The sequence below is a fragment of the Sphingobium nicotianae genome (assembly GCF_018603885.1).
In the GTDB taxonomy this organism is placed as follows: domain Bacteria; phylum Pseudomonadota; class Alphaproteobacteria; order Sphingomonadales; family Sphingomonadaceae; genus Sphingobium; species Sphingobium nicotianae.
Genome location: NZ_JAHGAW010000007.1, coordinates 44,482 through 69,432 on the forward strand (window position 1 = coordinate 44,482; position 24,951 = coordinate 69,432).

Genomic DNA, 24,951 nt, shown 5'->3' on the forward strand with positions numbered 1-24,951 from the left:
GAAGGGCGGCAAGGCAGGTTGATCAAGGAGTTACGGGGGAATGAGTCGAGGGGGAAGCGGCAAGGCACTTGCCGTCATGGTATCCGTTGTGATTCTGGCGCAGGGGGTTGCGGGCGGCCGGGCGAATGGACAGGCGCCCGGCGGGGCAGCCGAGAAGGCCCGTCTGACCGTGAAGGACGCGGCCGTCATGTTCGGCGCGCGGGAAAATATCCTCAACGCCAGCCTGTCGCCGGACGGCACCAAGATCGCGTTGCTAGGGACGAATGGCAACAAAGGCGCGGTCCTCAACATCATCGACCTTGCCAGCAGCACGCCGTCGCCGGTTCCCATCCTGACCAGTTCCGGCGAGCCGGAGCGGCTGGCCTGGTGTCGCTGGGCCGGCAACACGCGCATTCTCTGCTATGCCTATGCCAATAGCGTCATCAATACCGGTGACGTCCTCACCGTGAATCGCATCCTGGCGATCAATGTGGACGGCAAGAATCTGCAGGTCCTGCGGACGCCGGAGCATAACGGGCTCGCTCTGGGCTACACCAATTATGGCGGCTCGGTGCTCGATTGGAACACGGGCGTGGACGGTCACGTGTTGATGGTCCGCCGTTACGTACCCGAGCAGACCACGGGCTCGCTGACCGCGCAGACCAAGGAGGGTTTCGGCGTCGACGACATCAACTCCGCCAATCTCCACAGCGCCGGGATTGAACGGCCGCGGGCCTCGGCGGTCGAATATATTTCGGACGGCATCGGGCATGTGCGCATCGTCGGATCGGACACCGGCCTCAATCAAGACGGCTATAATAATGGCCGTGTCGTCTATCAGTATCGCACGAAACCCGGCGGCGAATGGCAGCCGCTGCCGAATCCCAAGTTCGATCCCTATTATGTCGATCCGACGCTCAACGTCGCTTACGGCCTCAAGTCGCAGGACGGACGGAACGTCGCCTACAGTCTCGCGCTCGACGGCAGCGGCAAGGAGACGATGCTGTTCGCGCATCCGACCGTCGATGTCGATGACTTCGCCACGATTGGCCGCAACAGCCGCGTGATCGGCGTGATCTACACGACTGACAGGAGCAACGTCGAATATTTCGACCCCGCAATGAGGCGGCTTGCCAGCGCGCTCGCCAAGGCGATCCCCGCGCTGCCACTGATCCGCATCGTCGATTCGAGCCAGGACGAGCGCAAGCTGCTGATCTCGGCGAGCAGCGATACCGATCCCGGCCGGCTCTACCTGCTCAACCGAGACACCAGTGCCATGACGGAGGTAACGCCGACACGACCGGCCATGGAGCATGTCGCGCTCGCGCCGATGAAGCCCGTCAGTTTCCCCGCTCGCGATGGGACGATGATCCCGGCCTATCTGACCCTGCCGCCCGGCTCGGATGGCAAGAATCTCCCCGGGATCGTCCTGCCGCATGGCGGGCCGGGCGCGCGCGATGCCTGGGGGTTCGACTGGCTCCCGCAATTCTGGGCGCAGATCGGTTATGCCGTCATCCAGCCGAATTTTCGCGGCTCGACCGGCTATGGCGACGCCTGGTTCCAGAACAACGGCTTCCGCAGCTGGCGCGCTGCGATCGGCGACGTCACCGATGCCGGGCACTGGCTGGTCAAGGAGGGCATTGCCGATCCCAAAAAGCTGGCGATCTTCGGCTGGTCCTACGGGGGCTATGCGGCCCTGCAATCGGCCGTGGTGGAGCCGGACCTGTTCAAGGCGGTGGTCGCCGTGGCACCGGTGACGGATCTGGCCCAGTTCAAAGAGGACGCGGCCAATTTCACCCATTATCGCGTCATGAAGGATTTCATCGGCAGCGGGCCGCACATCCTGGAAGGCTCGCCCGCGCGCCAGGCGGGCAAGATTAAGGCGCCGGTGCTCATGTTCAGCGGCACCTATGACGCGAATGTCAGTGTCGGCCAGGCGCGCCTGATGGCCGATCGCCTGCGCGATGCCGGCCACCCCGGCCAGCTCGTCATCTATGACAAGCTCGACCATTATCTGGACGACAGCGCGGCGCGTAGCGACCTGCTCAGCAAGTCCGCCGCCTTCGTCGAGCAGGCGTTCGCCGCCGGCAAATAGCGGCGCCGGACCTGCATAATCCATTAGCATTGACTAATTGATTAGTCTCTGCTAATGGATTGGCATGATGCAGACCATCCCTCTCGATACCGTCATGCGCGCGCTGGCCGATCCCACGCGGCGCGCCTTGTTCGAGCGCGTCGCCACCGCGCGCGAGATCACGGTGATGGAGCTGACGCAGGGCAGCGGGGTGACGCAGGGCGCCATCTCGCAGCATCTCAAATCGCTGAAGCAGGCGGGCCTGGTCGCCGAGCGCCCGGAAGGGCGCCGCGTCTTTTACCGTGCCCAGCCCGAAGGCCTTGAGCCCCTGTTCGACTGGATGACGCATTACGGCGTCTTCTGGCGCGAGCGCTTCGCCAATCTTCGTGAGCTTTTGCAGGAGACCGAGAATGACTGATGCAGCCCTCAAGACCGGAACGGACGAGATCGTCGTCGAGGATGTGCTCCCGTTTCCGCCCGCCCGCATCTGGCAGGCGCTGACCAGCGGCGCCATGATGGCGCGCTGGCTGATGGAGCCGGCCGGATTCGAGCCCGTCGTCGGCAATCGCTTCACCTTCAAGACAACGCCCGCGGGCGGATGGGACGGCTTCATCCGCTGCGAGGTGCTGGAGATCGTCCCCGGGCAGCGCTTCGCCTTCCGCTGGCAGGGCGGCCATGCGGACAATGTCGGCTATGGCTCGTTGCTCGACACGCTGGTGACCTTCACGCTCGCGCCGGACGGGCAGGGGACGCGCCTCAAGATGGTCCATTCCGGCTTCGAGCGGCCGAAGAACGAGATTGCCTACACCAATATGAGCGACGGCTGGGTCAAGGTCATCGACCGGCTCGAGACTGTCGCCGAACAATCGGACTGAGTGGGATCATGGCGGTGTCGCTCCGCGATTGCCTCAGCCTTGCGGCGGCACCGGTCTGTGCCCTGCTGGCGCTGGTGACGTTCGCGACGCTGCAACTGCCGCTCTGTTCGGCTCTGCCCGGCGCTGTGCCGATCGACGGCATGGCACTGATGTATGCGCTGATGAGTTTGTTCCATCTGCCACCTTGGCTGGTGCGCGCGGCGCGCAGCCGGACGTGAAGGAGATCCGCTATGCACCATCCCGTCGTTTCCCGTGAAGACTGGGTGACCGCCCGCAAGGCGCTGCTCGAGAAGGAGCGAGCCATGACCCACGCGCTCGATGCGCTGCGCGCCGAGCGGCGGCAATTGCCGTGGGTGAGGATCGAGAAGAATTATGTGTTCGACGGGCCGGATGGCAAGGTCACCCTCGCCGATTTGTTCGGCGGCCGCAGTCAGCTCGCCATCTATCATTTCATGCTGACGCCCGGCTCCGATCACATTTGCCCCGGTTGCTCGCTGATTAGCGATCATGTCGATGCGGCCCGGCAGCATTTCGAGCAGGCCGATCTCGCCTTTGCCGCAGTTTCCCGGGCGCCGGTCGAGCGGATCGCTGCGGTCAGGCAGCGCATGGGCTGGACCTTCCCGTGGGTTTCCTCGGGGGAGAGCGATTTCAATTATGATTTCGGCGTGTCCTTCACGGCGGAGGATCGGGCCGCAGGGCGGGCCTTCTACAATTATGGCGTCACCAGGGTCGAGAAAAGCCCGGACATGTTCGGCGTCAGCATCTTCGTGCGCGACGAGTTTGGCGACATCTTCCACAGCTACTCGACCTATCATCGTGGCGTCGAGTTGCTGGTCGGTGCGTTCGACTGGCTCGACCTTGCGCCTAAGGGCCGCAACGAAGGCGCCGGCACGATGAGCTGGGTGCGGCTGCACGATCAATATGAGATGGAAAATGCCTGAGCAGCTTCCTTTTCTCGTCATTTCCGCGTTCGCGGGAAGCCGGGGAAGGCACCGAGCCAGCGCTCGTTATCGAGCGTGATTCCGACCGCACCCGGCACCGGATTCCCGTGTTCGCGAGAATGACAATGGTGGAGAGGAGAAAGGCGGCCCGTTTCGGGACCGCCTTTGTCTTTTTCAATCCGGATCGAAGACGCTTACTTCGGCGCCAGCCGATACAGGCCGCCGGGTTTGGCGTCCTCCAGCAGCCAGAGAGCGCCGTCCGGTGCCTGCTCCACGTCGCGCACGCGGAAGGTCATCGCCCAGCGCTCGGCCGGCCTGGCGGTGGCGCCGTCCACGATGATGCGGTTCAGCGTCTTGCTGCCGAGGCCGCCAGTGAAGGCCGACCCCTTCCACTGCGGAAACAGCTTGCCCGAATAGAACATGAGGTTGCCCGGTGCGATAACCGGGGTCCAGTAGATCACCGGCTTGACGAAGTCGGGCCGCGTGTCCGGGCTCGGGATCGGCACCCCGTTATAATTCACCGAATAGGAGACATAGGGCCAGCCGTAATTCTTGCCGGGCTCAATCAGGTTGAGCTCGTCGCCGCCCCGGGGGCCATGCTCGATTTCCCACAGACGCCCGTCCGGCGCGAAGGCCATGCCATAAGGTGTGCGGTGGCCGGTGCTCCAGGTCTCGGACGGGGTCAGGTTCGGTCCCGTGAAATTATAGATCGAGACGACCGGCGCGGTCTTGGCCGCCTCGGTGTCCTTGCCCGGATCGATTACCGGCACCGAGCTTGCGCCCGTCTTGCCTGCCATCGGATTGCCCGGCGCGGGCTTGCCGTCGAGCGTCAGGTGCAGGATCTTGCCGACCGGCTGGTTGGGGTCCTGCGCCGGCCAGAAGCGCTGGCGGTCGCCGACGGTCAGGAACAGGCTCTTCTTGTCGGCCGGGAAGGCGATGGTCGCGCCGACCTGGCCGCCCTTGCCCTTGACCGGATCGCGCCAGATCACCTTGAGGTTGGTGAGCGCCGCCTTGCCCTTGCCGAGTGTCAGCGTCGCGCGGGCGAGCGCCAGGCTCGACGTGCCCTCGGCTTTGCCCGGTTCCGAATAGGTCAGATAGATGCCATGGTCCGTGGCATAGCCCGGTGTCAGATAGATGCCGAGCAGGCCGTTCTGGCCCGCGAACTGGACGGCGGGCACGCCGGTCACTTCGGTCTTGGCGCCCTGCTGCGTGACCAGGAAGATCTTGCCGCCCTTCTCGGTCAGGATGATGCGGCCATCGGGCAGGAAGGCCATGCGCCAGGGCAGATCGAACTCGGCGACCTTGGTGACGGTGAAGGGCTGGTCGGGCGTGGGCGCCTGCTCGCCGGCATTGATCTGGGCCGTGGCAGGCATCGCCCCGAGCAGGAGCAGTGGCAAAATCCGCTTCATTGTCATGTTGATCCCCATCCCGATGAGCACGGTTCGCCGTGCGTTAGCCCAAACGCCCCAAACAGAAAAGGCGATCCGTCGCCGGACCGCCTTTTCTTGTATTCGCTCGGATAGAGGAGATCAGCGCGAGTAGAACTCGACGACCAGGTTCGGCTCCATCTTCACCGGATAGGGCACCTCGTCCAGCGTGGGGACGCGGGTGTAGGTGATCTTCGCGGCGCCGTCGGGGGCGATGTAATCGGGGATGTCGCGCTCGGCGAGGCTCTGCGCCTCCATCACCAGCGCCATTTCCTGCGCCTTCTTGCCCAGCGTGATCTCGTCTCCCGGCTTCACGAGGCGCGAGGCGATGTTGCACTTCACGCCGTTCACATAGATGTGGCCGTGGCTGACGATCTGGCGGGCCGAGAAGATGGTCGGCGCGAACTTGGCGCGGTAGACGACCGCGTCGAGGCGGCGCTCGAGCAGGCCGATCAGGTTCTGGCCGGTGTCGCCCTTCATGCGGCTGGCCTCGAAGTAGTTCTTCTTGAACTGCTTCTCGGTCACGTCGCCATAATAGCCCTTGAGCTTCTGCTTGGCGCGCAGCTGGATGCCGAAGTCCGACATCTTGCCCTTGCGGCGCTGGCCGTGCTGGCCGGGGCCATATTCGCGCTTGTTGACCGGGGACTTGGGACGGCCCCAGATATTCTCGCCCATGCGGCGATCGAGCTTGTACTTGGCGCTGGTGCGCTTCGTCATGTGACTTCCTTCAATTGCAAACAACGTCTGCCCCGCCCTGGAAGAGCGCAGCGTCGATCCCGGTTTTCCGCCTGAGTCCCATGTTGCGAAAATACGCTCAGGGGCAGGGCCACTGCTTCACCGGGGTGCAGGGCCAATCGCGAAGCGGCGCCTATGACGAGGGAGGGCGCACAAGTCAAGGCTTTGCGCGGTATTCATCACTTCGTCATCGCCGCGTTCGCGGGAATGACGAGTGAAAATTATTCAGTACTATCTAATATTAGTGTTATTTAATATTAAAGGCCGACTCGTTATCGACTGGGAGAAGAAGCATGATAGCCAATGCCATCGGCGCGGAAATCCGCCGTTTCGAGGAACGCGAGCATGAGGGGCAACCGTCCCGCGCGGTGATCGCCGAGCGCGTCTATGAGACGGACGCTGCCGATCTGTGGGATGCGCTGACCAACAAGGAGCGCATCCCGCGCTGGTTCCTGCCGGTCAGCGGTGACCTCAAATTGGGCGGCAAGTACCAGCTCCAGGGCAATGCCGGCGGCACGATCACGCGCTGCGATCCGGAGAAGGCGCTGGATCTCACCTGGGAGTTCGGTGGCGGCATGAGCTGGGTGACGGTGCGGCTCGAGCCGGTCGGCGAGGGAGGCGCTACCCGCCTGATCCTGGAGCACATCGCCCCGGTCGGCGTCACGGAGGAGCATTGGGCGAGCTTCGGCCCCGCAGCGGTCGGCACCGGCTGGGATCTCTCCTTCATGGGCCTCGCCATTCATATCGGGAGCGGCGCCGCCGTCGATCCGCAGGCCTTTGCGGCCTGGTCGGCATCCGATGACGGCAAGGGCTTCATGCGGGCCAGCGCGGCCGCCTGGGCGGAAGCCCATATCGCGGGCGGCGAGGATCCCGATACGGCGCGCGCGATGGCCGCGCGCACCGCCAGATTTTACACCGGCGAGGGCGCGCCCGACGGGGGGAGCGCAGCCTGATGCACGCCTTCGACGTGCTGGGCGATCCGGTGCGCCGCCGCCTGCTGGAGCTGATGGCGGAGGGCGAGCGCACGTCCGGCGCAATGACGCAGGTGGTGCAAAGCGAGTTCGGCATCAGCCAGTCGGCCGTGTCGCAGCACCTGCGCATCCTGCGCGAGAGCGGCTTCGCGACGATGCGGCCCGAGGGTGCCCGGCGGCTCTATGCCGTCAATGCCGAGCCGATGCGCGAGGTCGATGCCTGGCTCGGCCAGTTCCGCGCCTTCTGGGTGCCGCGCATGGAAGCGCTGGCAACCGAGGTGGCGCGGGGCAAGCGGGCGCGGATCGGCCGGGAGGAGAGGGACTGAAGATGTCGGCGCGCCGCCTGTCTTTTCCTTGCGGCGGATGACGCCGGAGGCGCCGACGGGATGACCGCATGCGTTGCGCTTCCCATGCCACCACTGGCTTCCTATATCGCCGTCCGGTGAAGAACGGACAGGATGCAGTGGCATGAAAGCGATACCCTGGGATCAACCCGCCACGATGATCGATCTCGACGGCAAGGCGCCACTCCTCGGTACGATCCGGGACTGCGCGCGCCATTTCGCGATCTTCAAGCCCACGGCCAAGGAGCAGGCACGCATCCTTCTGACTCAGCCCGTGCATCGCGAGGGGCGCAAGACGCGCACCTGGCTGCTGGAGCCCAATGAGATCGAGCAGCTTGTGGAGCGGCTCCGCACCGAGGGGTGAGCGCGGATCGCGCTCAGGCGCCCTGCCGGCTGAGGACGCGCGGGGCGGGCGGTCTGGCGATCTGGGGAGGCCTCGTCCCGTCATAGAGCAGGCGCAGCGCCGGCGAGCGCCGCACGATCAGCCAGACGCCCCAGGACAATGCCAGCGTCAGCATCATCAGCAGCCCGGCCTTGAGCGCGAGGGGGAGGATCAGCATCTTGCCCAGGATCACCAGCCCGGTGAGGATCGGCAGGTGGAACAGGTAGATGACGAAGCTCGCCTTCACAATCTCCTGCACCAGCGGCGAGGGCCGGTCGGCGAAGCGCTTGATCGTGGCGATGAGGAGCTGGGACAGGCCGACCGCCGCCAGCGTGTCGAGGAAGCGGCCATAAGGCGGCCAGAGCTGCTCGCGAAAGGCGAGGTCCAGCGCCAGCGCCGCGATGCTCAGCAGCGCGATCGGCAGGGAAAAGCGATACAGCGCCGCCTTAAGCGCCGGCGCGCGCGCGATCAGCGCGCCGATCAGGAACCAGGGCGCGAACTCGATGAGCTGGTCGAGCCGCAGGATCTGCTGCGGCAGCTGGGTGGCGAGGCCCGCCACATAGAAAAGCTCGATCGCGCCGCCCATCCACAGGCCGAGCAAGAGCGCGATCGCGATCAGGGAGACCTCGAAATGCCGCGCCAGCCACGCGTCCCAGGCTGGCCGCAGCGTGGCGTGCGCCAGGCCGGGACTGATGCGATGGGCCAGCGCCGCGGCGCCGCTCAGATAGAGCAGCACGATGAGAAACCAGAGGTGCCGGATCCCGTAGCCGCCCGACGTCAGGCTCTCATGCTTCCAGGATGGCAGCGCCCCGGGCCAGCCGAGATTGGAGATTTCGCACAGCAGGTTGAGCAGCGGATTGAGCGTCAGCAGCGCTGCGACGAGGGGGATGGCCAGCCGCACCAGCCGCCCCTTGAGCCAGGGACCGGGCGCTCGCCGCGCCAGCAGCAACGCCGCGAAATAGCCGGCCACGATGAAAAAGGCTGGCATGCGGAAGACGTGGATCGCCTGCGCGATCGCATTGAAGACCGGGGCGCCTTGTCCCGATGTCAGGATCCACACCTCGTCGGCGCGATAGGTCATGGCGACATGATAGGGGATGCCGAGCAGCATCAGCAGCGCGCGCAGGGCATCCCAATGATGTTCGCGGGCGTGCGGCGGGCAGGCAGTCGTTTGGATCGTCACTGAGGGTTCAATGGCCGGTCGTGACGCGCCGTTCCCGCGCTTTGCGACGAGGCGCGACGTGCAAGGGGCGAGTGGCTTGGGGAAGTCGGGCCGGCCTCCCGCCCTTGTCGCGGATGCCGCGAGGATCAACGCAGGGACATGCCCGCCCAGCCGGAGCGCCGCCTTGTCCTCAAGGCGCCAGTGCCGGAATCGATCCGCATGGAGACTTTGTGCGATGCGAGCCGCGCTCGCCGTCAGGTTTCACGCGGGTTCGCAAACATGGCGAAATATTGCGCGAATGCGCATGCTTTGCCGATGCGACGGCGCACACCGTTGAGGCCGACTGGTCACGCCTCTGCGTTCTTCTTCATGTGCGGCGCTGGATGTGACCGTCAAGGAGCCGCAGACGCGTCCTTCACGGGGTCAGCGATGGGTCGTTATGCGAGCCCTGGGCATGACGACGCCGATCGATCGCCCCGTTCGTATAGGCGTCGACGGCCTTGTCGATCGCCTCCCATTCCGCCTTGGTGTGGCAGGTCCGCTTGGGAACGATGGAGCCCGATACCTCTTCGCGACGGCACACCTTCTTTTCTTCCTTGGGCGCCGGCTGAGCCTGATCTTCGGCGGAAAGGCTCGGGGACGAGATACCGGAAAATGCAGCGAGCATCGCGAGCGAAATGACTAGTCGCACGAATTATCCTTTTCAGGGAGCTGGTTAACCCCTTATTCCGCGCCACGGCCAAATTGCAAGAGCGATTGGCAGGCGCCATTGCGAGATTTTTTCAGCGCGATCGCGGATTGGCGAGCGCGGAGAGTACGCCGCGCAGCGTCCTCACTTCGAGATGGTTCCAGCCAGGCTTGGTGAGCAAGGTGCGCAAGGTGCGCTTGGTTGCGGTGACGCGGCTGGGCGGGAAGAAATAGCCGGCGTCCTCCAGCATCACCTCGAGCTGTCCGATCATCCCCTCCAGCTCATCCTGCGGGGCGGGCGGGAGCAGTTCGGTAACGGTCGGCTGAGCGAGCGAGCGATGCTTCGACCATTCATAGGCGCAGAGGATGACGGCCTGCGCCAGGTTGAGCGAGCCGAATTCCGGATTGACCGGCACGGTGAGGATGGCGCGAGCCAGCGCCACATCGTCGGTCTCCAGTCCCGAGCGCTCCGGTCCGAAGACGATGGCGCTGCGACCCGGCGCGACGAGAATCTCGCGCGCCGCTTCCTGCGGCGTGACGACCGGCTTGGTGACGCCGCGCTTGCGCACGGTCGTCGCATAGACATGGGCGCAATCGGCAACGGCCTCGGCGAGCGTCTCATAGATCTGCGCATCGGCGAGGACCTGATCCGCACCGGCGGCGGAAGGGCCGGCATCGGGATTGGGCCAGCCGTCCCGGGGCGCGACGAGGCGCATCTCGGTGAGTCCGAAATTCAGCATGGCGCGCGCCGCCTTGCCGATATTCTCGCCGAGCTGGGGGCGAACGAGGACGATGACGGGGTGGGGAGCGCGCGCGGTCCCGGCATGGGTCTCGACACGCTCGACCGAAGCGCGAAGCGGACGGTCTTCTGGCTTCCCGGTTGGGTTATCTTCCCGTTCGCTTCGAGCGCTCGTCGAGCGAAGTCGAGACGAGTGTCGAGAAGTCTCCGATGCGGCGGTCACAGCGCTGAAATCGCTCCGGAATAGCGCTTCCTTCTTCTTACGCGACCAGTCCTTGATCTGCTGCTCGCGCTCCAGGGCATCGATGCGTTCAGCGAAGGTCTCGCTGAATACCAGTTCGACGGGCCGGCGATCATGAGTGTAGCCAGGCAATTCTCCCGATTGATGCTGCGCGACGCGGCGCTCAAGATCGTCCGTATGCCCCGTATAATAAGAGCCATCGACGCAACGCAGGATGTAGACCCAGAAACTCATTTGGCGGCGGCCTTCGTTCTCGACATTCGTCTCGACTTCGCTCGACGAACGCTCGAACCGAACGGAAGAAGTGCGGCAATTTAGAACGCGACAAGCTCAGCGGCTACTCAGGACGAACGGAGCCGGGGTCAAGGGGAAAGGAGACGAAGAAAGGGAAGGTCGAGCATCCCCGCCTCTCAAGAGCCAGGCCAACCCTCACTCCCCGCTCACCTCGCGGATCGACCCCGCGAACTCCTGGAAGTCCTTGGCCTCGGTGAAGTCCTTATAGACGCTGGCGAAGCGGATATAGGCGACGCTGTCGAGGCCCTTAAGGCCTTCCATCGCCAACTCGCCGATCTTGGCGGAGGGGACTTCGCTCTCGCCGCTGGTTTCGAGCTGGCGCTGGATACCCGAGACGAGCCGCTCGATGCGCACCGGCTCGATCGCGCGCTTGCGGCAGGCCAGCCCGATCGCGTGAGCGAGCTTGTCGCGGTTGAACGCCTCGCCCCTGCCGTCCGATTTGAGGATGATGATGTCGCGCAGCTGAATCCGCTCGAAAGTGGTGAAGCGCGCGCCGCAGCCCTCGCACTGGCGACGACGGCGGATCGCGGCGCCGTCCTCGGTGGGACGGCTGTCCTTCACCTGGCTGTCTTCATGTGCGCAATAGGGACACCGCATCTAGCGGCGGATCCGCTGCCAGAAGGCGATGCCGGCACCGGCGATCAGGCCGATCGGGAGCGAGACAACGGGCAGCAATGCACCGGCCACCGCCCCGATCGCCGCACCGGTCAGCACCGGCTTGGTCGAGGGATGGGCCAAACCCTGCTTTGCCATGCCGGAGATTTCCGCCTTGGCTTTTTCTATCATATCATCAGGTTCGCTCATGATCTTCAAAGCCCCTCATAGATCGGGAAGCGGGCGGTCAATTCCTTGACCTTCTCGCGCACATGCGCCTCGATCTGGCCGTCGCCTTCCTCGCCATTCCGGCGCAGACCCTCGACCACCTCGGCGATCCAGCCGCCGATCTGGCGGAACTCCGCCTCGCGGAAGCCGCGCGTGGTGCCCGCCGGGGTGCCGAGCCGCAGGCCCGAGGTGACGAAGGGGCTCGCCGTATCGAACGGCACGCTGTTCTTGTTGCAGGTGATGTAGGCGCGATCGAGCGCCTTCTCGCCGGCCTTGCCGGTCGTCTCGCGCGAGCGCAGGTCGATCAGCATCAGGTGATTGTCGGTGCCGCCCGAGACCACCGCGACGCCGGCATCGGCGAGGCTGGAGGCCAGCGCCTTGGCATTGGCGGCGATCTGGTGGGCATAGGCCTTGAACTCGGGCTGCAGCGCCTCGGCGAAGGCGACGGCCTTGGCGGCGATGACATGCACCAGCGGCCCGCCCTGCAGGCCGGGGAAGACCGCCGAGTTGAATTTCTTGGCCAGCGCCTCGTCATTGGTGAGGATGATGCCCGAGCGCGGCCCGCGCATCGACTTGTGCGTGGTCGTGGTGACGACATGAGCGTGCGGGAAAGGCGAGGGATGCGCACCGCCCGCGACGAGGCCGGCGAAGTGCGACATATCGACCAGCAGGGTCGCGCCGACCTCGTCCGCGATCGCGCGGAACGCGGCGAAGTCCCACAGGCGGGGATAGGCAGTCGCGCCGGCGATGATCAGCTTGGGCTTGTGCTGGCGGGCGAGGCTCGCGACCGCGTCCATGTCGAGCAGCTGGTCCTCCTTGCGCACGCCATAAGGCACGCAGTTGAACCATTTGCCGGACATGTTGACTGGCGAGCCATGCGTCAGATGACCGCCCGCCGAGAGATCGAGCCCCATGAAGGTGTCACCCGGCTGCAGCAGCGCCAGGAACACCGCCTGGTTCATCTGGCTGCCGCTGTTGGGCTGGACGTTGGCGAACTGGCAACCGAACAGCTTCTTGGCGCGCTCGATGGCGAGCGTCTCGACCACATCGGCCCATTCGCAGCCGCCATAATAGCGCTTGCCGGGATACCCTTCCGCATATTTGTTGGTGAAGATGGAGCCGGTCGCCTCCAGCACCGCCTTGCTGACGATATTCTCCGAGGCGATCAGTTCGATCTTGTCCTGCTGGCGCTTGAGCTCGCCCTGAACGGCGGCGAACACTTCCGGATCGGCCTGCGCGAGGCCGGCCGAGAAGAAGCCCGGCGCGCGGATCGCGGGTTCGTTCGAGTTCACGGCCGTGGCGGTCGAAGCAGTCATGACGAATTCTTCCTCTTATGTTCAGTCGGCTTGGGCGGAGACCGGCGGATGGCTCAGCTTGTCGATGCGGCGGATGTGGCGATCGCCGCCGAAGGGCGTGGCGAGAAACACCTCGAGGCAGGCCTGCGCCAGTTCCGGCGCGACGATGCGCGCGCCCATCGCGATGATGTTCGCGTCATTATGCTCGCGCGACAGCCGCGCCGAGAAGGGCTCGGAGACAAGGGCGCAGCGTACCGCGGGATTGCGATTGACCGCGATCGAGATGCCGATGCCGGTGCCGCACAGGGCGACGCCGCGCTCGGCATGGCCGGCGGCGACATGTTCGGCCAGCTTGTAGCCATAATCGGGATAGTCGACGCTGGCGTCGTTATGCGTGCCGAGATCCTCGACCTCATGGCCCTGTGCGCGCAGCCAGTCAGCCAGATTTGCCTTCAGCGCGAAGGCGGCGTGGTCGGAAGCGATGGCGATGCGCATGGTTACCCCGTCTGCGCGACTGGAGCGGAACGGTGAGTCGCGCTTGGCGCCTCATCTAGTGTTACAGGCCCGAGAATGCCACCGCCGATTGCGCCGGGCGGACGCGGGGGCTAGGGCGCGCCTCATGAACGGGACGATCCTCTCTATCCTGATGCTGGCCGGCATCGCGCTGACGACCGGCGGCGTGACCCTCATCGTGAAGCGCCGCGCCCACAAGCAAGGCTGGCTTATGCTGGTCGCGGCGGCGGTGATGTTCGCCAATGTCGCGATCTGGGCGATGCCGGTGGGGTGATCCTCACTCCGTCTATCTAACCGTTCGTTTCGAGCTGAGGTTCGAGCCTGTCGAGAACCGGAGTCGAGAAAGTTGGCGCCGTCCAGCGTTCTCGACAGCCATCTCGACTTCGCTCGATGTTGAAGCGAGCCACGTGTCTCGCTTCAACTCGAACCGAACGGCCTTTGGCGAAAGAGGTTATTTCCGGACGCATCCCATCAAATGCGCCACCAGCGCGTCGCCATTCGCCGCCCATGTGAAGCGCCGCGCCGTCTCCCGCACTGTCGCCGGGGCGAGGGTCTCCACCAGCAGCGCCCCGATTGCCTCCCGGATCGCCCCGGCCTCCCGCGCGACGATCCGCCCCGCTTCCGGCCGATCGACCAGCTCGCGCGCGCCGCCCGCCTCGCTGATCACCAGCGGCACACCGCAGGCGAGCGCTTCCACCCAGGCATTGGCGAGCCCCTCGGAGGCCGATGGCAGCGCCATGACATCGCAGGCCGCGAGCCAGCCCGGTAGCTCCGCATGCGGCACGCTGCCCAGGAAGCGCACGCGGCTCCCCACACCCAGCCGCTCGGCCAGCGCGATGAGCGCCGCGCGATCCGGCCCTTCACCGATCAGCAGCAGGGTCGCGTCCGGCAGCCCGCCTAGCGCCTCGATCACGAGCGCCTGCCCCTTGCGCGGGATCAGCGCGCCCAATGTCGCGATCACCGGCCCGGCGAGACCCTTTGCTGCCTTGGCCGCCGCGCGGTCACCGAGGGCGAACCGCTCCAGGTCGACACCGGTATAATGCACGCGGATCGCCTCTTCCGGCATGCCGAGCGCCACCATGTCCGCCTTCATCGCCGCGCTGACCGCGAGCAGGCCCGCCGCGCCCTCCGCCGCCACGCGGACCATCGGCCCGGTCGCCGCGTCCCGGCCCCAATGATGAATGTCCGCCCCGCGCGCCTTCACCGAATAGGGAATGCCGAGCCGAGCCGAGAGCCGCTGCGCGACTGGCCCGTCCGGGAAGAAGAAGCTCGCGTCGATCACGTCGAACGGCCGCTCCGCATGAAGCCGCTCGACCAGCGGCAGGATCGCGCGCGTCATCAGCGCCGGGTGCCAGCGCCCGCCGACCGCGGGCAGGATCGGAAAACGCGGCCGATGCACGTCCATCCCGCGCCATTGCTCCTGCGCCGGAAGCACCGCCAGCGCCCGATAGCGCGGATGCAGCGACAGCGGCCAGGGCGGGATGCCGACCGGCGCGACCACCGTCACCGCGATGTCCTCCCGGCTCGCCAGCTCGCGCGTCTGCCGCTCGACGAACACGCCGAAATTCGGCCGCGTCGCATCGGGAAACAGGGTCGAGAGGGTCAGCACACGCAGCGTCATGCGCGCGGATTAGCAGCCGGCGGTGAAGAAGGCATTAGGGGAGAGGAGCGCCGCCGGCCTCTCCATGCATCCAATTCCCCGATCTGGCGTTGCTCTGCAGAGCAACGATCATGACGGAGACAGGCAATGGTGGATGACGATAAGGAACAGCGGATCAGGGCACGCGCGCACCAGCTCTGGCTGGACGAAGGCCAGCCAGAGGGCCGGTCGATGGCGCACTGGGATCAGGCCGAGCAGGAGCTGTCGCCGGATCGCGCTGCGGTGGCCGATGCCAGCGACTATGTCATGCAGACCGACGAAGGCACGCTGAACCAGGACCAGGACGCGCCCGGCGCGCCAACCAGGCGCAAGGCGCGAAAGCCCGCCTGACTCAGCCCGCCGCCGGAGGCGTCCCCGCCCAGGCCAGCAGGTCGAAATCGTCCGGCACGATGATGAACAGATTGGCGACCGGCGTCAGCATGTTGCTGCGATGCCCCTTGCCGCCCTGATCCTCGATGAAGACGAGGTCGCCCTTGCCGATCCGGTGATGCGTGCCATCGCCCAGCTCGACGTCGAGATCGCCGACCGTGTTGATCGAGAAGCGCTTCTGGGGCGCAGTGCCCCAGTTGGTGAGCCCCGTGCCGATGCTCCCGGCCGTGATCTGCACGACCGGGATCGGCTTGTTGCCATAGACCGTCACCCGGCTCGCACGGGAGAGGCCGTCCGGTCCGGTGTGGATATGCAGCACTTCCATGAGGCCTGCGGGTGCGGGATCGATCGCGGCATGGCCCGCCGTCGCGGCGAGGGCGGTGAGCGCGCTGCCCATGATGAGCAGATCACGGCGGCTGGTGTCCATCTGGTCTCTCCCTGTCGGTGCGGCGTAGGACCGCTGCGGCCGATGCTCTACCGCGCGCCGGCACGGCAGCGGTAGGACGGGATGGCGAAGCGCGCGGCCCCGCCTAGCGACCGCGCAGAAAGGCGTCGAGCGCTGCGTTGAAGCCGGCCGGGTCCTGCATCATCGCGAAATGGCTGGCATCCTTCAGCCAGATCAGCCGGGCGCCGGGGATCGACCGCGCGAGATACGCGGTGTGCGCGGCCTTGATCGCCTCGTCATGATCGCCATCGACGATCGCGACCGGCACATGGATCTTGCCCAGATCGGCGGCACTGTAATTGGGTTCCGTCTCCCACATCTTGCCGATCGCGGCGAGGAAGTCGTCGAACTTGTCCGGCGTCGGCGAGAGACGCTCATAATCCTTGCGCGCCTGCGCGACGAAGGTCGAGAAGGGCGGCTTCTCGGTCGCGTCGAGATTGACCCCGCTCGGGTCCATGTTCGCCGCGAACGCAAAGACGCAGGTCAGCCGCTCGGGATTCCGGATCGCCAGCACCAGGCCGATGATCGCGCCGTCGCTCCACCCCACGATCGCCGCCTTGCGCAGTTTCAGTTGGTCCATCACGGCGATCACGTCCGAGGCCATCAACTCATAGCTGTAGGGCAGCGCGCTGCGCGTGCTGCGCCCATGGCCGCGGCTGTCGATCAGGATGACGCGATGATCGCGCGCGAGAAAGGGCAACTGGTTGGCCCAATAGTCGCTGTTCGACAGGCCGCCATGCAGCAGGATGACGGGCGGCCCCTTGCCATAGCTCGCATAATGGATCGCGCCGCCCCTGGCGCTGACCGTGCCGGACGAGGCGGGCGCGGCCATGGCGGGGAGGACGGGGAAGGTCGTCCAGCGCTCCACGGCTGGGGCTGCAGAAGCGAAAATAAGAAGCGGAAAGAATACGGTTCCAACAATCTTCATGCGCAAAACTCGCATTTCACGGTTGCAGTTCAAAACCGCAATTCTCGAGCGGTATTAGCAAAAATCTAGTCTTTTTCAGATTCATCGAGAGCGGCCTGCATCAATGGCACGAAGCGGGCGATCTGTTCATAAGTTATCGCCCGGTCGAATTGATTTGCACATTCTCTATGGCGTTCAATGAAGGATGATGGGGCGAGAATGATCGTTTCAAAATCGGAATAGGAAAGCCACCGCGGTTGGTTCGCCATAAAGGTTGCACGACGACGATAGGTTGCGGCTTGGATGAAGCTCAAATTACCGTGAGGGGGCTTGTTTTCGATATGAATGGCAAATCGGAAGCCATCACATTCCCACACTGAGAAAATATCTGTTTCGCTCTCGCTGCCGTCCGGCAATCTTGTCCACCAATGTTTCCACCAATGCTTAGCCGATTTTCGCGCCGTTTCCTGTTCCGTACAAAGTAGGGCTGCATTTGGATGCCGCCAAAACCTGCCTTCAGAAATTAGCCAAGTGCGAAAGCCGGGATTATTTTCAAGAGCTTCCGCGAAGGCGTGGTCCAACTGGACTTCCGGGATTGGCATTAGACCTCCTCTTGACCTTGCGATCGATCGTTTCGGATTTTTTTTGGCCTCTACAATCCCCGGATCAGCTTTACCGGCAATCCGATCCAGGCCGGATCGTTCACCACCTGCTGCCGCGTGCCGATGCCGAGCGGCAGGAGGTGCAGCATCGCGCCGTCGCGGCCGATCAGGCGGCCGAACAGGAAGCGGCCCGCCGGGCGCGGCACCAGCACGTCGCGGTTGAGCCCCTCGGTGAAGCGCTCGGGCGCCAGCGGCTCGCACCACAGCTCGTCGCCGGCGCGATAGTCGCCGAGTGCGGCCGTCATGCGGATACCGAGCGCGCCCTTGGGCACAGCGGGGGGCACCAGCGTCAGCGGCCGGCTCGGCGCGCCGGCGCCATCGGGGCCGACCAGCGCCGCAACCGGCACCTTCTCGCTCTCGGGCAGGTCGACCAGATCGCTCGCCTGCACGCCGAGCGCGGTGGCGATGCGGTTCAGCCATTTGACCGATACGGTTCGCGTGCCCGTCTCCAGCCGGCCGATGGTCTGCGCCGTGGTCGGCGGCTCGCAGCGCGCCGCCACTTCCTCCAGCGTCAACCCGCGCGCCTTGCGCACTTCCCGGATGCGTGTAATCATCTTGGCCCCTTTGATAACCTTATCGGTTATCTCTGTCCTACATTTATCTCCACATGGCAATGGCTTTCCGGCGATTCGAGGCGGAGGCGACGATAGATGGCAGCAGCGGGCAAGGCGGTGGGCAAGGTGGTGGAGGGGCGTTACGCCGAGCGCACCGTCGAGGGACCGGACGGCAAGGCCTATCGCCTCCTGGTCAATCTGAGCGAATCCCCGGCAAGCTGGCTCTATTCCCGAAAGATGCTCTCGCGCCGCCAATATGACGCGGCGGACGCCATTCGCGGCGACTGGGAGCGCGCCGCGCTCGGCGCCCGCGTCACGATGAACTGGGACAGCGCCGCCGCGCCCTCCCGGAGCCGCCGCGCCGCGCCCGGTGCGCCCGATCCCGGTCTCGATGAGGTCGCGGCGCGCTTGCGGCTCGATGGCGCGCTGGCTGCGGCCGGGCCGGGGCTTTGCGATATTCTCTGGCGTGTCGTCTGCGCCTGCGAGAGTCTGCCCGCCTGCGAGCGCTCGCTCGGCTGGCCCAGCCGCGCCGGCAAGCTGGTGCTCGGCTTCGCGCTGGATCGGGTGGCCGACTTTTATCGGATCGGCTAGGGCGGCAGGGCCATGATACCCGACCCCGCCCAGGCCCTGGCTCTCGCGCAGACTGCATTCGAGCAGTGCTTCCCCGATGCGTCCTTCGCCTTCGCGGGTGGATCGATCATGCGCGGGGAGGGGACGCATTTCTCGGACATCGACATGGTCGTGATCCACGATCGCCTGCCGCACGCGCATCGCAAATCCTTCTTGTTCGAGGGCGTGCCGGTGGAAGCGTTCGTTCATGATCCCGAGACTCTCGCCTGGTTCGTCGAGGCTGACAGCCGCAAGGGGCATCCCGCCATCATCTCGGTGATTGCCGGGGGCCGGATCATCGGCGCCGATGTCGTCAGCGCACAGGCGCTGCAGGCGCGGATGGCCGCGCGGCTTGCGGCAGGACCGCCGCCGCTGGATGCTGAACAACGCGATCGCCTGCGCTATGGCATCACCGACATGCTCGACGATCTGCGGGGCGATCGGAGCATGGCCGAGATCATGGCGCTCGGCGCTGCGCTCTATCCCCGCCTCGCCGAGCTCAGCCTGCGCGGTCGCGGAAGCTGGAATGGGTCTGGCAAGTGGGTGCCCCGCATGCTGGAGCGCGCCGAGCCGGGCCTGCGTGATCGCTATGAGACCGCCTTCGCCGCGCTGTTCACGCGCGGCGCCAGCGCGACCGTCATCGCGCTGGCGGAGCAGGAAATGGCGCCGCATGGCGGGCCGCTGTTCGACGGCTACCGCGGCGACGCGCCGCCCTTCAGCCGCATCGCAGGGAGCGAGGCATGAAAAATGAGATTTTATTCACCCCGTGACTTTCGTGACTTTCGCAAGAATGTTGCGTCGCCGCGATCCTCCTGGCCCTCGCCCCTTGCAGGCTCGGTCCGGCGGGTCTAGGGCCTGCCGCATCGGTCAATTCGGAGGACTCGACCCCCATGAAAGCGCGTGTGTTCGTCACCCTGAAAGCCGGCGTGCTCGATCCGCAGGGCAAGGCGATCCAGCATGCGCTCGAGGGGCTTGGTTTTGGCGGGGTCAACGATGTGCGCGCCGGCAAGCTCATCGAGCTGGACCTGGCCGACGGCACCAGCAATGCCGACATCGAGGCGATGTGCCAGAAGCTGCTCGCCAACACCGTGATCGAGAATTACCGGATCGACACCGTCAGCTAAGGGAGCCTCGCGATGAAAACAGCTGTCATCGTCTTCCCCGGATCGAACTGCGATCGCGATCTCGCCGTCGCGTTCGAGGCCGTGAGCGGGAGCAAGCCGGTCATGGTCTGGCATCGCGAGACGCAGTTGCCCGAGGGCATCGACCTGATCGGCGTGCCCGGCGGCTTCTCCTACGGTGACTATCTGCGCTCGGGCGCCATGGCAGCGCGCTCGCCGGTCATGCAGGCGGTCGCCGATGCGGCGGCGCGGGGCACCTATGTGCTCGGCATCTGCAACGGCTTCCAGGTGCTGACCGAAACCGGCCTGCTCCCCGGTGCGCTGATGCGCAATGCCGGCACGCATTTCATCTGCCGCGATGTCGCGCTGACCGTCGGCACCAGCCAGAGCGCCTTCACCAGCCGTTATAGCGCGGGTGAGGTCGTGACCTTCCCCATCGCGCATCATGACGGCAATTATTTCGCCGATACCGCGACGCTGGACCGGCTCGAAGGCGAGGGCCGCGTCGCCTTCCGCTATGCCGAGGCGGTCAATGGCTCGGCCCGCGACATCGCCGGCATCCTCAACGATGCGGGCAATGTGCTCGGCATGATGCCGCATCCCGAGCGCGTGATCGAAAAGGCGCATGGCCGCACGGATGGGCGGCGCCTGTTCGAAGGGCTGGTCGAGAGCCTGATGGCGAGCGCCTGAGCTCAGTCTTCCGCGTTGGCCCGGTCGAAGGCCGCGCGCGCATCGTCGATCTTGTCGAGATGCTCCTGCACCCACTGGCCGAGCGCGACCACCGGCTCGCGCAGCGACCGGCCGAGCGCGGTCAGCTCATAGTCGACGCGCGGCGGGATGGAGGGCGTGACCGTCCGCGCCACGAAGCCGTCGCGCTCCAGCCCGCGCAGGGTGAGCGTCAGCATCCGCTGCGAGATGCCGTCGATCGCCCGGCGCAGCTCGCTGAACCGCTTCGATCCGCCGGCCAGCGTCATGATGGTGAGGATGCTCCATTTGTCGCCGACCCGCGCCAGGATCGGCGCGACGCGGCGGCAGCTCCTGTGGTCCACCTCCACCGGGTCGGTTACCGCCATGTCATCAAGTAACAAGATTGTGCCTCCTTGCGGGCCCGTCTTGATGGTAACATATGGTGCCTCAGTTACAAATCAATACCGAGGAAATGCCCATGATTCTGCACATCGATTCCAGCGTCCTGGCCGACAACAGCGTCAGCCGCCAGCTCACCGCCGCGATCGTCTCGCGCCTCCAGGCGGCCGACCCGTCCGCCACCGTCGTCCACCGCGATCTGGCGGCAGCGCCCCTGCCTCACTTCCTGCCGGGGGTGGCCGACGACAGCGTCGAGCAGTTCCTCGCCGCCAATACGGTGGTGATCGGCGCGCCCATGTATAATTTCTCGGTACCGAGCCAGCTCAAGGCGTGGATCGACCATATCCTCGTCGCGGGCAAGACGTTCAAATATACCGAGCAGGGCGTCGTCGGCCTGGCCGGGCCCAAGCGCATCATCGTCGCGGTGTCGCGCGGCGGCTTTTACGGCGCCGGTTCACCGGGCGCGGCGATGGAGCATCTCGAGACCTATCTGCGCTCGGTCTTCGCCTTCATCGGCCTAGATCCCGAGTTCGTCGTGGCGGAAGGCATTCAGGTGAGCCCTGACCATCGCGCCACCGCCATCGAAGGCGCGCTGGAGAGCATATCGCAGCTCGCCGCCTGACGGTTCAGGCGATCAGGGCTTGATCCCGTAACGGGCATACTCGACGTCGATCCGGGGCCGCAGGCGCCGGGCGATGTCGAGGTCCGTGGCGCTCTCGCTCTTGCGGTCCATCCGGGCCAGCACGACGCCGCGCATGAACCGGCTCTCGGCCATGTTGGGCACGGCGTTGAGCACGGCGTCGAGATCGCGCATCGCGTCCTCATATTTGCCGAGGCGATAGGAGACGAGGGCGCGGCTGTCGAGAATGCCGTAGGGATTGCTGGAAAGCTCCAGCGCGGAGGTGCAATCCTTCGCCGCGGTCTCCACCTCCACCTGCCGCGTGCCCTTGATCCAGCAGCGCAGGTTGAGCAGCGTCGGCGTGCCCGGCTTGTCGGCGATCAGCGTCTCGACCAGCTTCAGGGCTTCGTTGGCGTTGCCATATTTGCCCAGAATGTCGGCCTTCGCCTCATTGTAGGTCTGGCGCGTCTCGCCGCCCAGCTCGATGCGCTGGTCGAGCAGGTCGAGAGCGCTCGTCACGTCGCCGCGCTCGGCGCGCAGGCTGGAGACGCGCAGCGTCGCCGGTACCGACGAGGGATCGAGCTGGCGCGCGGACTCCGCGTCGGCAAGCGCCTTGGCGAGGTCATTCTGCTCCTCGAACAGGCTGGAGCGTGCCAGATAGAGCTCGATGCCAGGCTCCAGCGCGATCGCCTTGTCGAGATCGGCCAGCGCGCCCTTGCCGTTGTTGACGCTGCGGCGGAAATAGGCGCGGGCGCGATAATTGGCGGCTTCGTCGGGATCTTGCGCGATCGCCTTTGTATAGACGTCCTCGGTTGCGGCGATCTGTGTTCCCCCGGCCGGGTCCTTGCCCGCGAGATCCCAGCGGCGCAGCGTCTTGGCGGGCGCGATCAGGCGCGGCGCGCGCACCCGCGCCGTCGCCAGCCGGTCCTTCTCCGCGCCGACTTGGCTGGCTGGTATCTCGATGCCAGTTGAATCGACCCGCTCGTCCAGCGTCACCACGCCTTTGTCGAGCGTCACCGTCCGGTTGAAGTCGAAGCCCGCGACCTGACCGGCCAGCGCCGGCTGGCCGTCGATCTTGAAATCCCTGCCGCCGTCCGGCAGGCGGATGGTCATGCGGAAGTGCCGCGCCTCGGGCTGCATCGTCGCGACCGGGATCTGCGACCAGGCGGCGCGCGCCCGATCCGGATTGAAGCCGATCGTGGCGAGCGCCCGGTCGAGCCCACGCTTCATCGCCTTGTCATCCCAGCGCCAGGCCGATGCGGTCACGCCGCGCGCCTTGATCGTCATCGATCCGGCCTGCTCGTCGGGCACCAGCTCGATCGTGCTGTACTGCGAATCGCCGACGATATTGTCGAGGAACTGGCCGAACACCTCCCGCTGCTTCTTCGCGTCGAGCTGGTTGCGCGCCATGTTGAGCCGCATGCCGAGCCCGCCGCGCACCGTCAGCGACAGGTCGAACGGGCTGGCGAGGTCGACACTGGTGCTCTCGTCGACAGTCATGGCGAGGTCGAAGACCGGCCGGCCGCTCTTGCGCGGCTCGATCGCCATCAGTCCCGTGCCCTCGGCCCGCAGCGGCAGGACATTGCGGAATGGCGGCGTGTCGTGAATATCCTCGATCCGCGCGCCAAGCCCGGTGCCGTCCAGCCATAGGGACTCGCCTTCTATCTCGGCGCGCACCAGGATGTGGTTGAAGGCGGCAGCGGTCGCCAGTCGATTGACGACCAGATCGCCCAGCGTCGCATGCGCCAGCACTGGCTCGGCCTTGATGCCCATGCCGCGCAGCAGCGAGAGCAGCAGCAGCGTCTTGGCCTTGCAGTCGCCATAGCGCAGCGACCAGGTCTGCTCGGGCGTCTGCGGCACGTAATTGCCCCCGTCCATCGAGACGGCGAGGTAGCGGATCTTGTCCTGCACGAGCTGCAGCGCCCGCTGCGTGCGGCCCAGCGGCGTCTTGTCCGCCTTCATGATCGTGTCGATCTCGGCCTGCAGCGGGCTGCCCGGCTTGATCAGTCCATCGGGGTTGAACAGCGGATACATGGCGCGCGACACGTCGGCCCAGTCGGCAAAGGTCGACACTTCGAGGATCGGCGGTGCGCGATAGCGGCCGGGCGCATCCTGCGGGATGTCTGGCTGCTTAGGACCGGGGAGGACGAAGGTCAGTTCGGTGAAGTCTTTGCCGCGCACGGGCTTGGCCGTAAGTCCGGTGGCGTGGAGCTTCCAGTGGGCGCCGCTGTCATTCTGCCAGAGCACGCGCAGGCGGCCCTGCGCCACGACCATCGGCGCGGTGATGACGGGGGCGAGCGCCTGGACGTGGCCGGCCAGCGCCTTGTCCTTGCCGGTGGTCGAGAAGCGGGTGCGCAAGATGTCGCCGACGCGCAAACCCTCGACCGCCATGGTCGCCGTGAGAATGCCGGTCAGCTCGCGCTGCTCCAGATTCTGCTCGCGGCGCAGCACCGTGAAGGTCTTGCCACCTTTGAGCAGGTCGATCTGCTCGGTGCCGCGGATGATCGAGAGCTCGTGGATGATGAGGTCGCCCTTGTCCGGCAGCCACGGCAGAGTGAGGTTGGCGAGCTGGTTGAGCTGCTCGGGCGAGGAAATGCGCTGGGCGGTGTCGACATAGCTCCACAGGCCGCCATCGGCGATCCGCTGCTGCGCGTCGAAGATCAGCATGGCCGGCGCGTTGCTGCCGAGAGTGGCGAGATCGGGCAGCTTGGCCGGGATCACCCAGGCGGGCGTCGGCTGATAGAGCGGCGTCTCGCCGGCCCGGACCGAGCCCGTGGCGACGATGCCTGCAACAAACGCCGAAACAACGACATAGCGGTTCAAAACGCACATCCTCCCGATCATAGCCCAACCGCTATAGCATCCCGGGCGGGCGCTCAATCGATAGGATCGCGCGATGTGCCGTTTCGAGCCGACGGGCTGGTGGCCGCGTCGACGAGCCGCCGAAAAGCCTGTCCTACACGCCGGCTACTGTGCCAGGCTGGAGTGGCTCTTTCTCCGCTGTGCATGATCGCTTTGCTGACCACAGGATTCGGGGTGGTCGAATTTCCGAGGTTTTCCGAAGTTCATTCTTTATCCACCCCGTGAACTTCGCAAGATTGTTACGCGGCTTTGATCGATTGGCTCGATCAACTCATCCTTATCGTCGACGGCCGAGGCAGAAGCGCAGAGGCTCGTCGCGCGTCCCAATGTCGCGCGATGAAGGCATGATGAATCGAGGAAAAATTGGTCGGGACGAGAGGATTCGAACCTCCGACCCCCACACCCCCAGTGTGATGCGCTACCAGGCTGCGCTACGTCCCGACCGGAGCGCGCCTCCTAGGCGTATCGTACCCAAGTTGCAAGTCCGCGTCGGGACATTTTGCGGGGGGGGGGGGGGGGGGGGGGTTGCAAAGACCGGGGAGTGGGCGCCCCATTAAAACGAAAAGCCGGTGGGGG

31 protein-coding genes and 1 tRNA gene are annotated in these 24,951 nt (G+C 65.6%); 15 read left to right on the forward strand and 17 right to left on the reverse strand.

Features of this window, described 5'->3' with window-relative positions:
* The first annotated feature begins 40 nt into the window (after positions 1 to 40).
* The 5 genes from KK488_RS11355 (at position 41) to KK488_RS11375 (ending at position 3,869) form a co-directional block, all read left to right on the forward strand.
* Positions 41 to 2,074 (forward strand): S9 family peptidase, encoded by a 2,034-nt coding sequence (locus KK488_RS11355; protein WP_250890307.1) that lies wholly within the window; start codon positions 41 to 43, stop codon positions 2,072 to 2,074.
* Positions 2,075 to 2,138: 64 nt separating this feature from the next.
* Positions 2,139 to 2,471, forward strand: coding sequence for an ArsR/SmtB family transcription factor (locus KK488_RS11360; RefSeq protein ID WP_214623599.1), 333 nt, complete (start codon positions 2,139 to 2,141; stop codon positions 2,469 to 2,471).
* The gene (locus KK488_RS11365) at positions 2,464 to 2,928 is read left to right on the forward strand and encodes an SRPBCC family protein (protein ID WP_214623600.1); all 465 of its coding nucleotides are present in this window, start codon (positions 2,464 to 2,466) and stop codon (positions 2,926 to 2,928) included. The genes KK488_RS11360 and KK488_RS11365 overlap by 8 nt, the downstream gene beginning before the upstream one ends.
* A gap of 8 nt (positions 2,929 to 2,936) precedes the next feature.
* Complete coding sequence (locus KK488_RS11370; RefSeq protein ID WP_214623602.1) at positions 2,937 to 3,146, forward strand: hypothetical protein; 210 nt, start codon at positions 2,937 to 2,939, stop codon at positions 3,144 to 3,146.
* A gap of 12 nt (positions 3,147 to 3,158) precedes the next feature.
* Positions 3,159 to 3,869 (forward strand): DUF899 domain-containing protein, encoded by a 711-nt coding sequence (locus KK488_RS11375; protein WP_214623604.1) that lies wholly within the window; start codon positions 3,159 to 3,161, stop codon positions 3,867 to 3,869.
* 194 nt (positions 3,870 to 4,063) lie between these two features.
* Here the strand turns inward: KK488_RS11375 and KK488_RS11380 are convergent, their stop codons facing one another.
* Complete coding sequence (locus KK488_RS11380) at positions 4,064 to 5,278, reverse strand: PQQ-dependent sugar dehydrogenase (protein WP_214623606.1); 1,215 nt, start codon at positions 5,276 to 5,278, stop codon at positions 4,064 to 4,066.
* 120 nt (positions 5,279 to 5,398) lie between these two features.
* Positions 5,399 to 6,013 carry a 30S ribosomal protein S4 gene (gene rpsD, locus KK488_RS11385; RefSeq protein ID WP_214623607.1) on the reverse strand — a complete coding sequence of 205 codons (615 nt, stop codon included), beginning with the start codon at positions 6,011 to 6,013 and terminating at the stop codon, positions 5,399 to 5,401.
* A 311-nt stretch (positions 6,014 to 6,324) separates the two neighbouring features.
* On the opposite strand from rpsD, the gene KK488_RS11390 reads away from it, so the two are divergent.
* The 3 genes from KK488_RS11390 (at position 6,325) to KK488_RS11400 (ending at position 7,710) form a co-directional block, all read left to right on the forward strand.
* The gene (locus KK488_RS11390; protein WP_214623609.1) at positions 6,325 to 6,984 is read left to right on the forward strand and encodes an SRPBCC family protein; all 660 of its coding nucleotides are present in this window, start codon (positions 6,325 to 6,327) and stop codon (positions 6,982 to 6,984) included.
* Entirely contained in the window at positions 6,984 to 7,328 is a 345-nt protein-coding gene (locus tag KK488_RS11395; RefSeq protein ID WP_214623610.1) for an ArsR/SmtB family transcription factor, read from the forward strand. Before KK488_RS11390 ends, KK488_RS11395 begins: the two co-directional genes overlap by 1 nt.
* Positions 7,329 to 7,470: 142 nt before the next feature.
* Entirely contained in the window at positions 7,471 to 7,710 is a 240-nt protein-coding gene (locus KK488_RS11400) for a hypothetical protein (protein ID WP_214623612.1), read from the forward strand.
* A 13-nt stretch (positions 7,711 to 7,723) separates the two neighbouring features.
* On the opposite strand, the gene KK488_RS11405 is transcribed toward KK488_RS11400, so the two are convergent.
* The 7 genes from KK488_RS11405 to rpiB all read right to left on the reverse strand — a co-directional run bounded on the left by KK488_RS11405 (position 7,724) and on the right by rpiB (position 13,463).
* A complete protein-coding gene (locus KK488_RS11405) occupies positions 7,724 to 8,911 on the reverse strand; it encodes an acyltransferase family protein (RefSeq protein WP_214623614.1) in 1,188 nt (395 codons plus the stop codon).
* A 394-nt stretch (positions 8,912 to 9,305) separates the two neighbouring features.
* Positions 9,306 to 9,581 carry a hypothetical protein gene (locus tag KK488_RS11410; protein WP_214623616.1) on the reverse strand — a complete coding sequence of 92 codons (276 nt, stop codon included), beginning with the start codon at positions 9,579 to 9,581 and terminating at the stop codon, positions 9,306 to 9,308.
* A 91-nt stretch (positions 9,582 to 9,672) separates the two neighbouring features.
* A complete protein-coding gene (locus KK488_RS11415) occupies positions 9,673 to 10,791 on the reverse strand; it encodes a TrmJ/YjtD family RNA methyltransferase (RefSeq protein ID WP_214623619.1) in 1,119 nt (372 codons plus the stop codon).
* A gap of 195 nt (positions 10,792 to 10,986) precedes the next feature.
* Entirely contained in the window at positions 10,987 to 11,448 is a 462-nt protein-coding gene (nrdR, locus tag KK488_RS11420) for a transcriptional regulator NrdR (protein ID WP_214623621.1), read from the reverse strand.
* Complete coding sequence (locus KK488_RS11425) at positions 11,449 to 11,655, reverse strand: hypothetical protein (RefSeq protein ID WP_214623622.1); 207 nt, start codon at positions 11,653 to 11,655, stop codon at positions 11,449 to 11,451.
* 5 nt (positions 11,656 to 11,660) lie between these two features.
* On the reverse strand, positions 11,661 to 12,965 hold the full coding sequence (gene glyA / locus KK488_RS11430; protein WP_432653850.1) for a serine hydroxymethyltransferase: 1,305 nt from the start codon (positions 12,963 to 12,965) through the stop codon (positions 11,661 to 11,663).
* A gap of 45 nt (positions 12,966 to 13,010) precedes the next feature.
* Positions 13,011 to 13,463, reverse strand: coding sequence for a ribose 5-phosphate isomerase B (gene rpiB, locus KK488_RS11435; RefSeq protein ID WP_214623624.1), 453 nt, complete (start codon positions 13,461 to 13,463; stop codon positions 13,011 to 13,013).
* A gap of 124 nt (positions 13,464 to 13,587) precedes the next feature.
* Between rpiB and KK488_RS11440 the strand changes: the two genes are divergently transcribed.
* Positions 13,588 to 13,755: a hypothetical protein gene (locus tag KK488_RS11440; protein ID WP_214623627.1), complete on the forward strand. Its 168-nt coding sequence runs from the start codon at positions 13,588 to 13,590 to the stop codon at positions 13,753 to 13,755.
* Positions 13,756 to 13,932: 177 nt separating this feature from the next.
* On the opposite strand, the gene KK488_RS11445 is transcribed toward KK488_RS11440, so the two are convergent.
* Positions 13,933 to 15,102, reverse strand: coding sequence for a glycosyltransferase (locus tag KK488_RS11445; RefSeq protein ID WP_214623629.1), 1,170 nt, complete (start codon positions 15,100 to 15,102; stop codon positions 13,933 to 13,935).
* 126 nt (positions 15,103 to 15,228) lie between these two features.
* On the opposite strand from KK488_RS11445, the gene KK488_RS11450 reads away from it, so the two are divergent.
* Entirely contained in the window at positions 15,229 to 15,471 is a 243-nt protein-coding gene (locus tag KK488_RS11450) for a DUF2934 domain-containing protein (RefSeq protein WP_214623632.1), read from the forward strand.
* Between the two features lies 1 nt (position 15,472).
* Here the strand turns inward: KK488_RS11450 and KK488_RS11455 are convergent, their stop codons facing one another.
* The 4 genes from KK488_RS11455 to KK488_RS11470 form a co-directional block, all read right to left on the reverse strand.
* Positions 15,473 to 15,937 carry a cupin domain-containing protein gene (locus KK488_RS11455; RefSeq protein ID WP_214623633.1) on the reverse strand — a complete coding sequence of 155 codons (465 nt, stop codon included), beginning with the start codon at positions 15,935 to 15,937 and terminating at the stop codon, positions 15,473 to 15,475.
* A 103-nt stretch (positions 15,938 to 16,040) separates the two neighbouring features.
* Positions 16,041 to 16,823, reverse strand: coding sequence for an alpha/beta fold hydrolase (locus KK488_RS11460; RefSeq protein WP_214623635.1), 783 nt, complete (start codon positions 16,821 to 16,823; stop codon positions 16,041 to 16,043).
* A gap of 125 nt (positions 16,824 to 16,948) precedes the next feature.
* Positions 16,949 to 17,464 (reverse strand): hypothetical protein, encoded by a 516-nt coding sequence (locus tag KK488_RS11465; protein WP_214623637.1) that lies wholly within the window; start codon positions 17,462 to 17,464, stop codon positions 16,949 to 16,951.
* A gap of 50 nt (positions 17,465 to 17,514) precedes the next feature.
* Positions 17,515 to 18,078, reverse strand: a complete 564-nt coding sequence (locus tag KK488_RS11470) for a helix-turn-helix domain-containing protein (RefSeq protein ID WP_214623640.1) — start codon at positions 18,076 to 18,078, stop codon at positions 17,515 to 17,517.
* 96 nt (positions 18,079 to 18,174) lie between these two features.
* Here KK488_RS11470 and KK488_RS11475 point away from each other — a divergent pair, with 96 nt between their 5' ends.
* From KK488_RS11475 to purQ, 4 genes are all read left to right on the forward strand, one after another.
* Complete coding sequence (locus KK488_RS11475) at positions 18,175 to 18,669, forward strand: DUF6456 domain-containing protein (protein WP_250890311.1); 495 nt, start codon at positions 18,175 to 18,177, stop codon at positions 18,667 to 18,669.
* 12 nt (positions 18,670 to 18,681) lie between these two features.
* Entirely contained in the window at positions 18,682 to 19,431 is a 750-nt protein-coding gene (locus tag KK488_RS11480; protein ID WP_214623642.1) for a nucleotidyltransferase domain-containing protein, read from the forward strand.
* A 146-nt stretch (positions 19,432 to 19,577) separates the two neighbouring features.
* Positions 19,578 to 19,811 carry a phosphoribosylformylglycinamidine synthase subunit PurS gene (gene purS, locus KK488_RS11485; protein WP_214623644.1) on the forward strand — a complete coding sequence of 78 codons (234 nt, stop codon included), beginning with the start codon at positions 19,578 to 19,580 and terminating at the stop codon, positions 19,809 to 19,811.
* Positions 19,812 to 19,823: 12 nt separating this feature from the next.
* Positions 19,824 to 20,498 carry a phosphoribosylformylglycinamidine synthase subunit PurQ gene (gene purQ / locus KK488_RS11490; protein WP_214623646.1) on the forward strand — a complete coding sequence of 225 codons (675 nt, stop codon included), beginning with the start codon at positions 19,824 to 19,826 and terminating at the stop codon, positions 20,496 to 20,498.
* A 2-nt stretch (positions 20,499 to 20,500) separates the two neighbouring features.
* Here purQ and KK488_RS11495 read toward each other — a convergent pair whose 3' ends face one another.
* Positions 20,501 to 20,896, reverse strand: a complete 396-nt coding sequence (locus tag KK488_RS11495; protein WP_349356879.1) for a winged helix-turn-helix transcriptional regulator — start codon at positions 20,894 to 20,896, stop codon at positions 20,501 to 20,503.
* 77 nt (positions 20,897 to 20,973) lie between these two features.
* Here KK488_RS11495 and KK488_RS11500 point away from each other — a divergent pair, with 77 nt between their 5' ends.
* Complete coding sequence (locus tag KK488_RS11500; RefSeq protein ID WP_214623648.1) at positions 20,974 to 21,516, forward strand: FMN-dependent NADH-azoreductase; 543 nt, start codon at positions 20,974 to 20,976, stop codon at positions 21,514 to 21,516.
* 12 nt (positions 21,517 to 21,528) lie between these two features.
* Here the strand turns inward: KK488_RS11500 and KK488_RS11505 are convergent, their stop codons facing one another.
* Positions 21,529 to 24,336 (reverse strand): DUF3857 domain-containing protein, encoded by a 2,808-nt coding sequence (locus KK488_RS11505; RefSeq protein WP_250890313.1) that lies wholly within the window; start codon positions 24,334 to 24,336, stop codon positions 21,529 to 21,531.
* Positions 24,337 to 24,739: 403 nt separating this feature from the next.
* Positions 24,740 to 24,816, reverse strand: a tRNA-Pro gene (locus KK488_RS11510).
* Positions 24,817 to 24,951 lie beyond the last annotated feature (135 nt).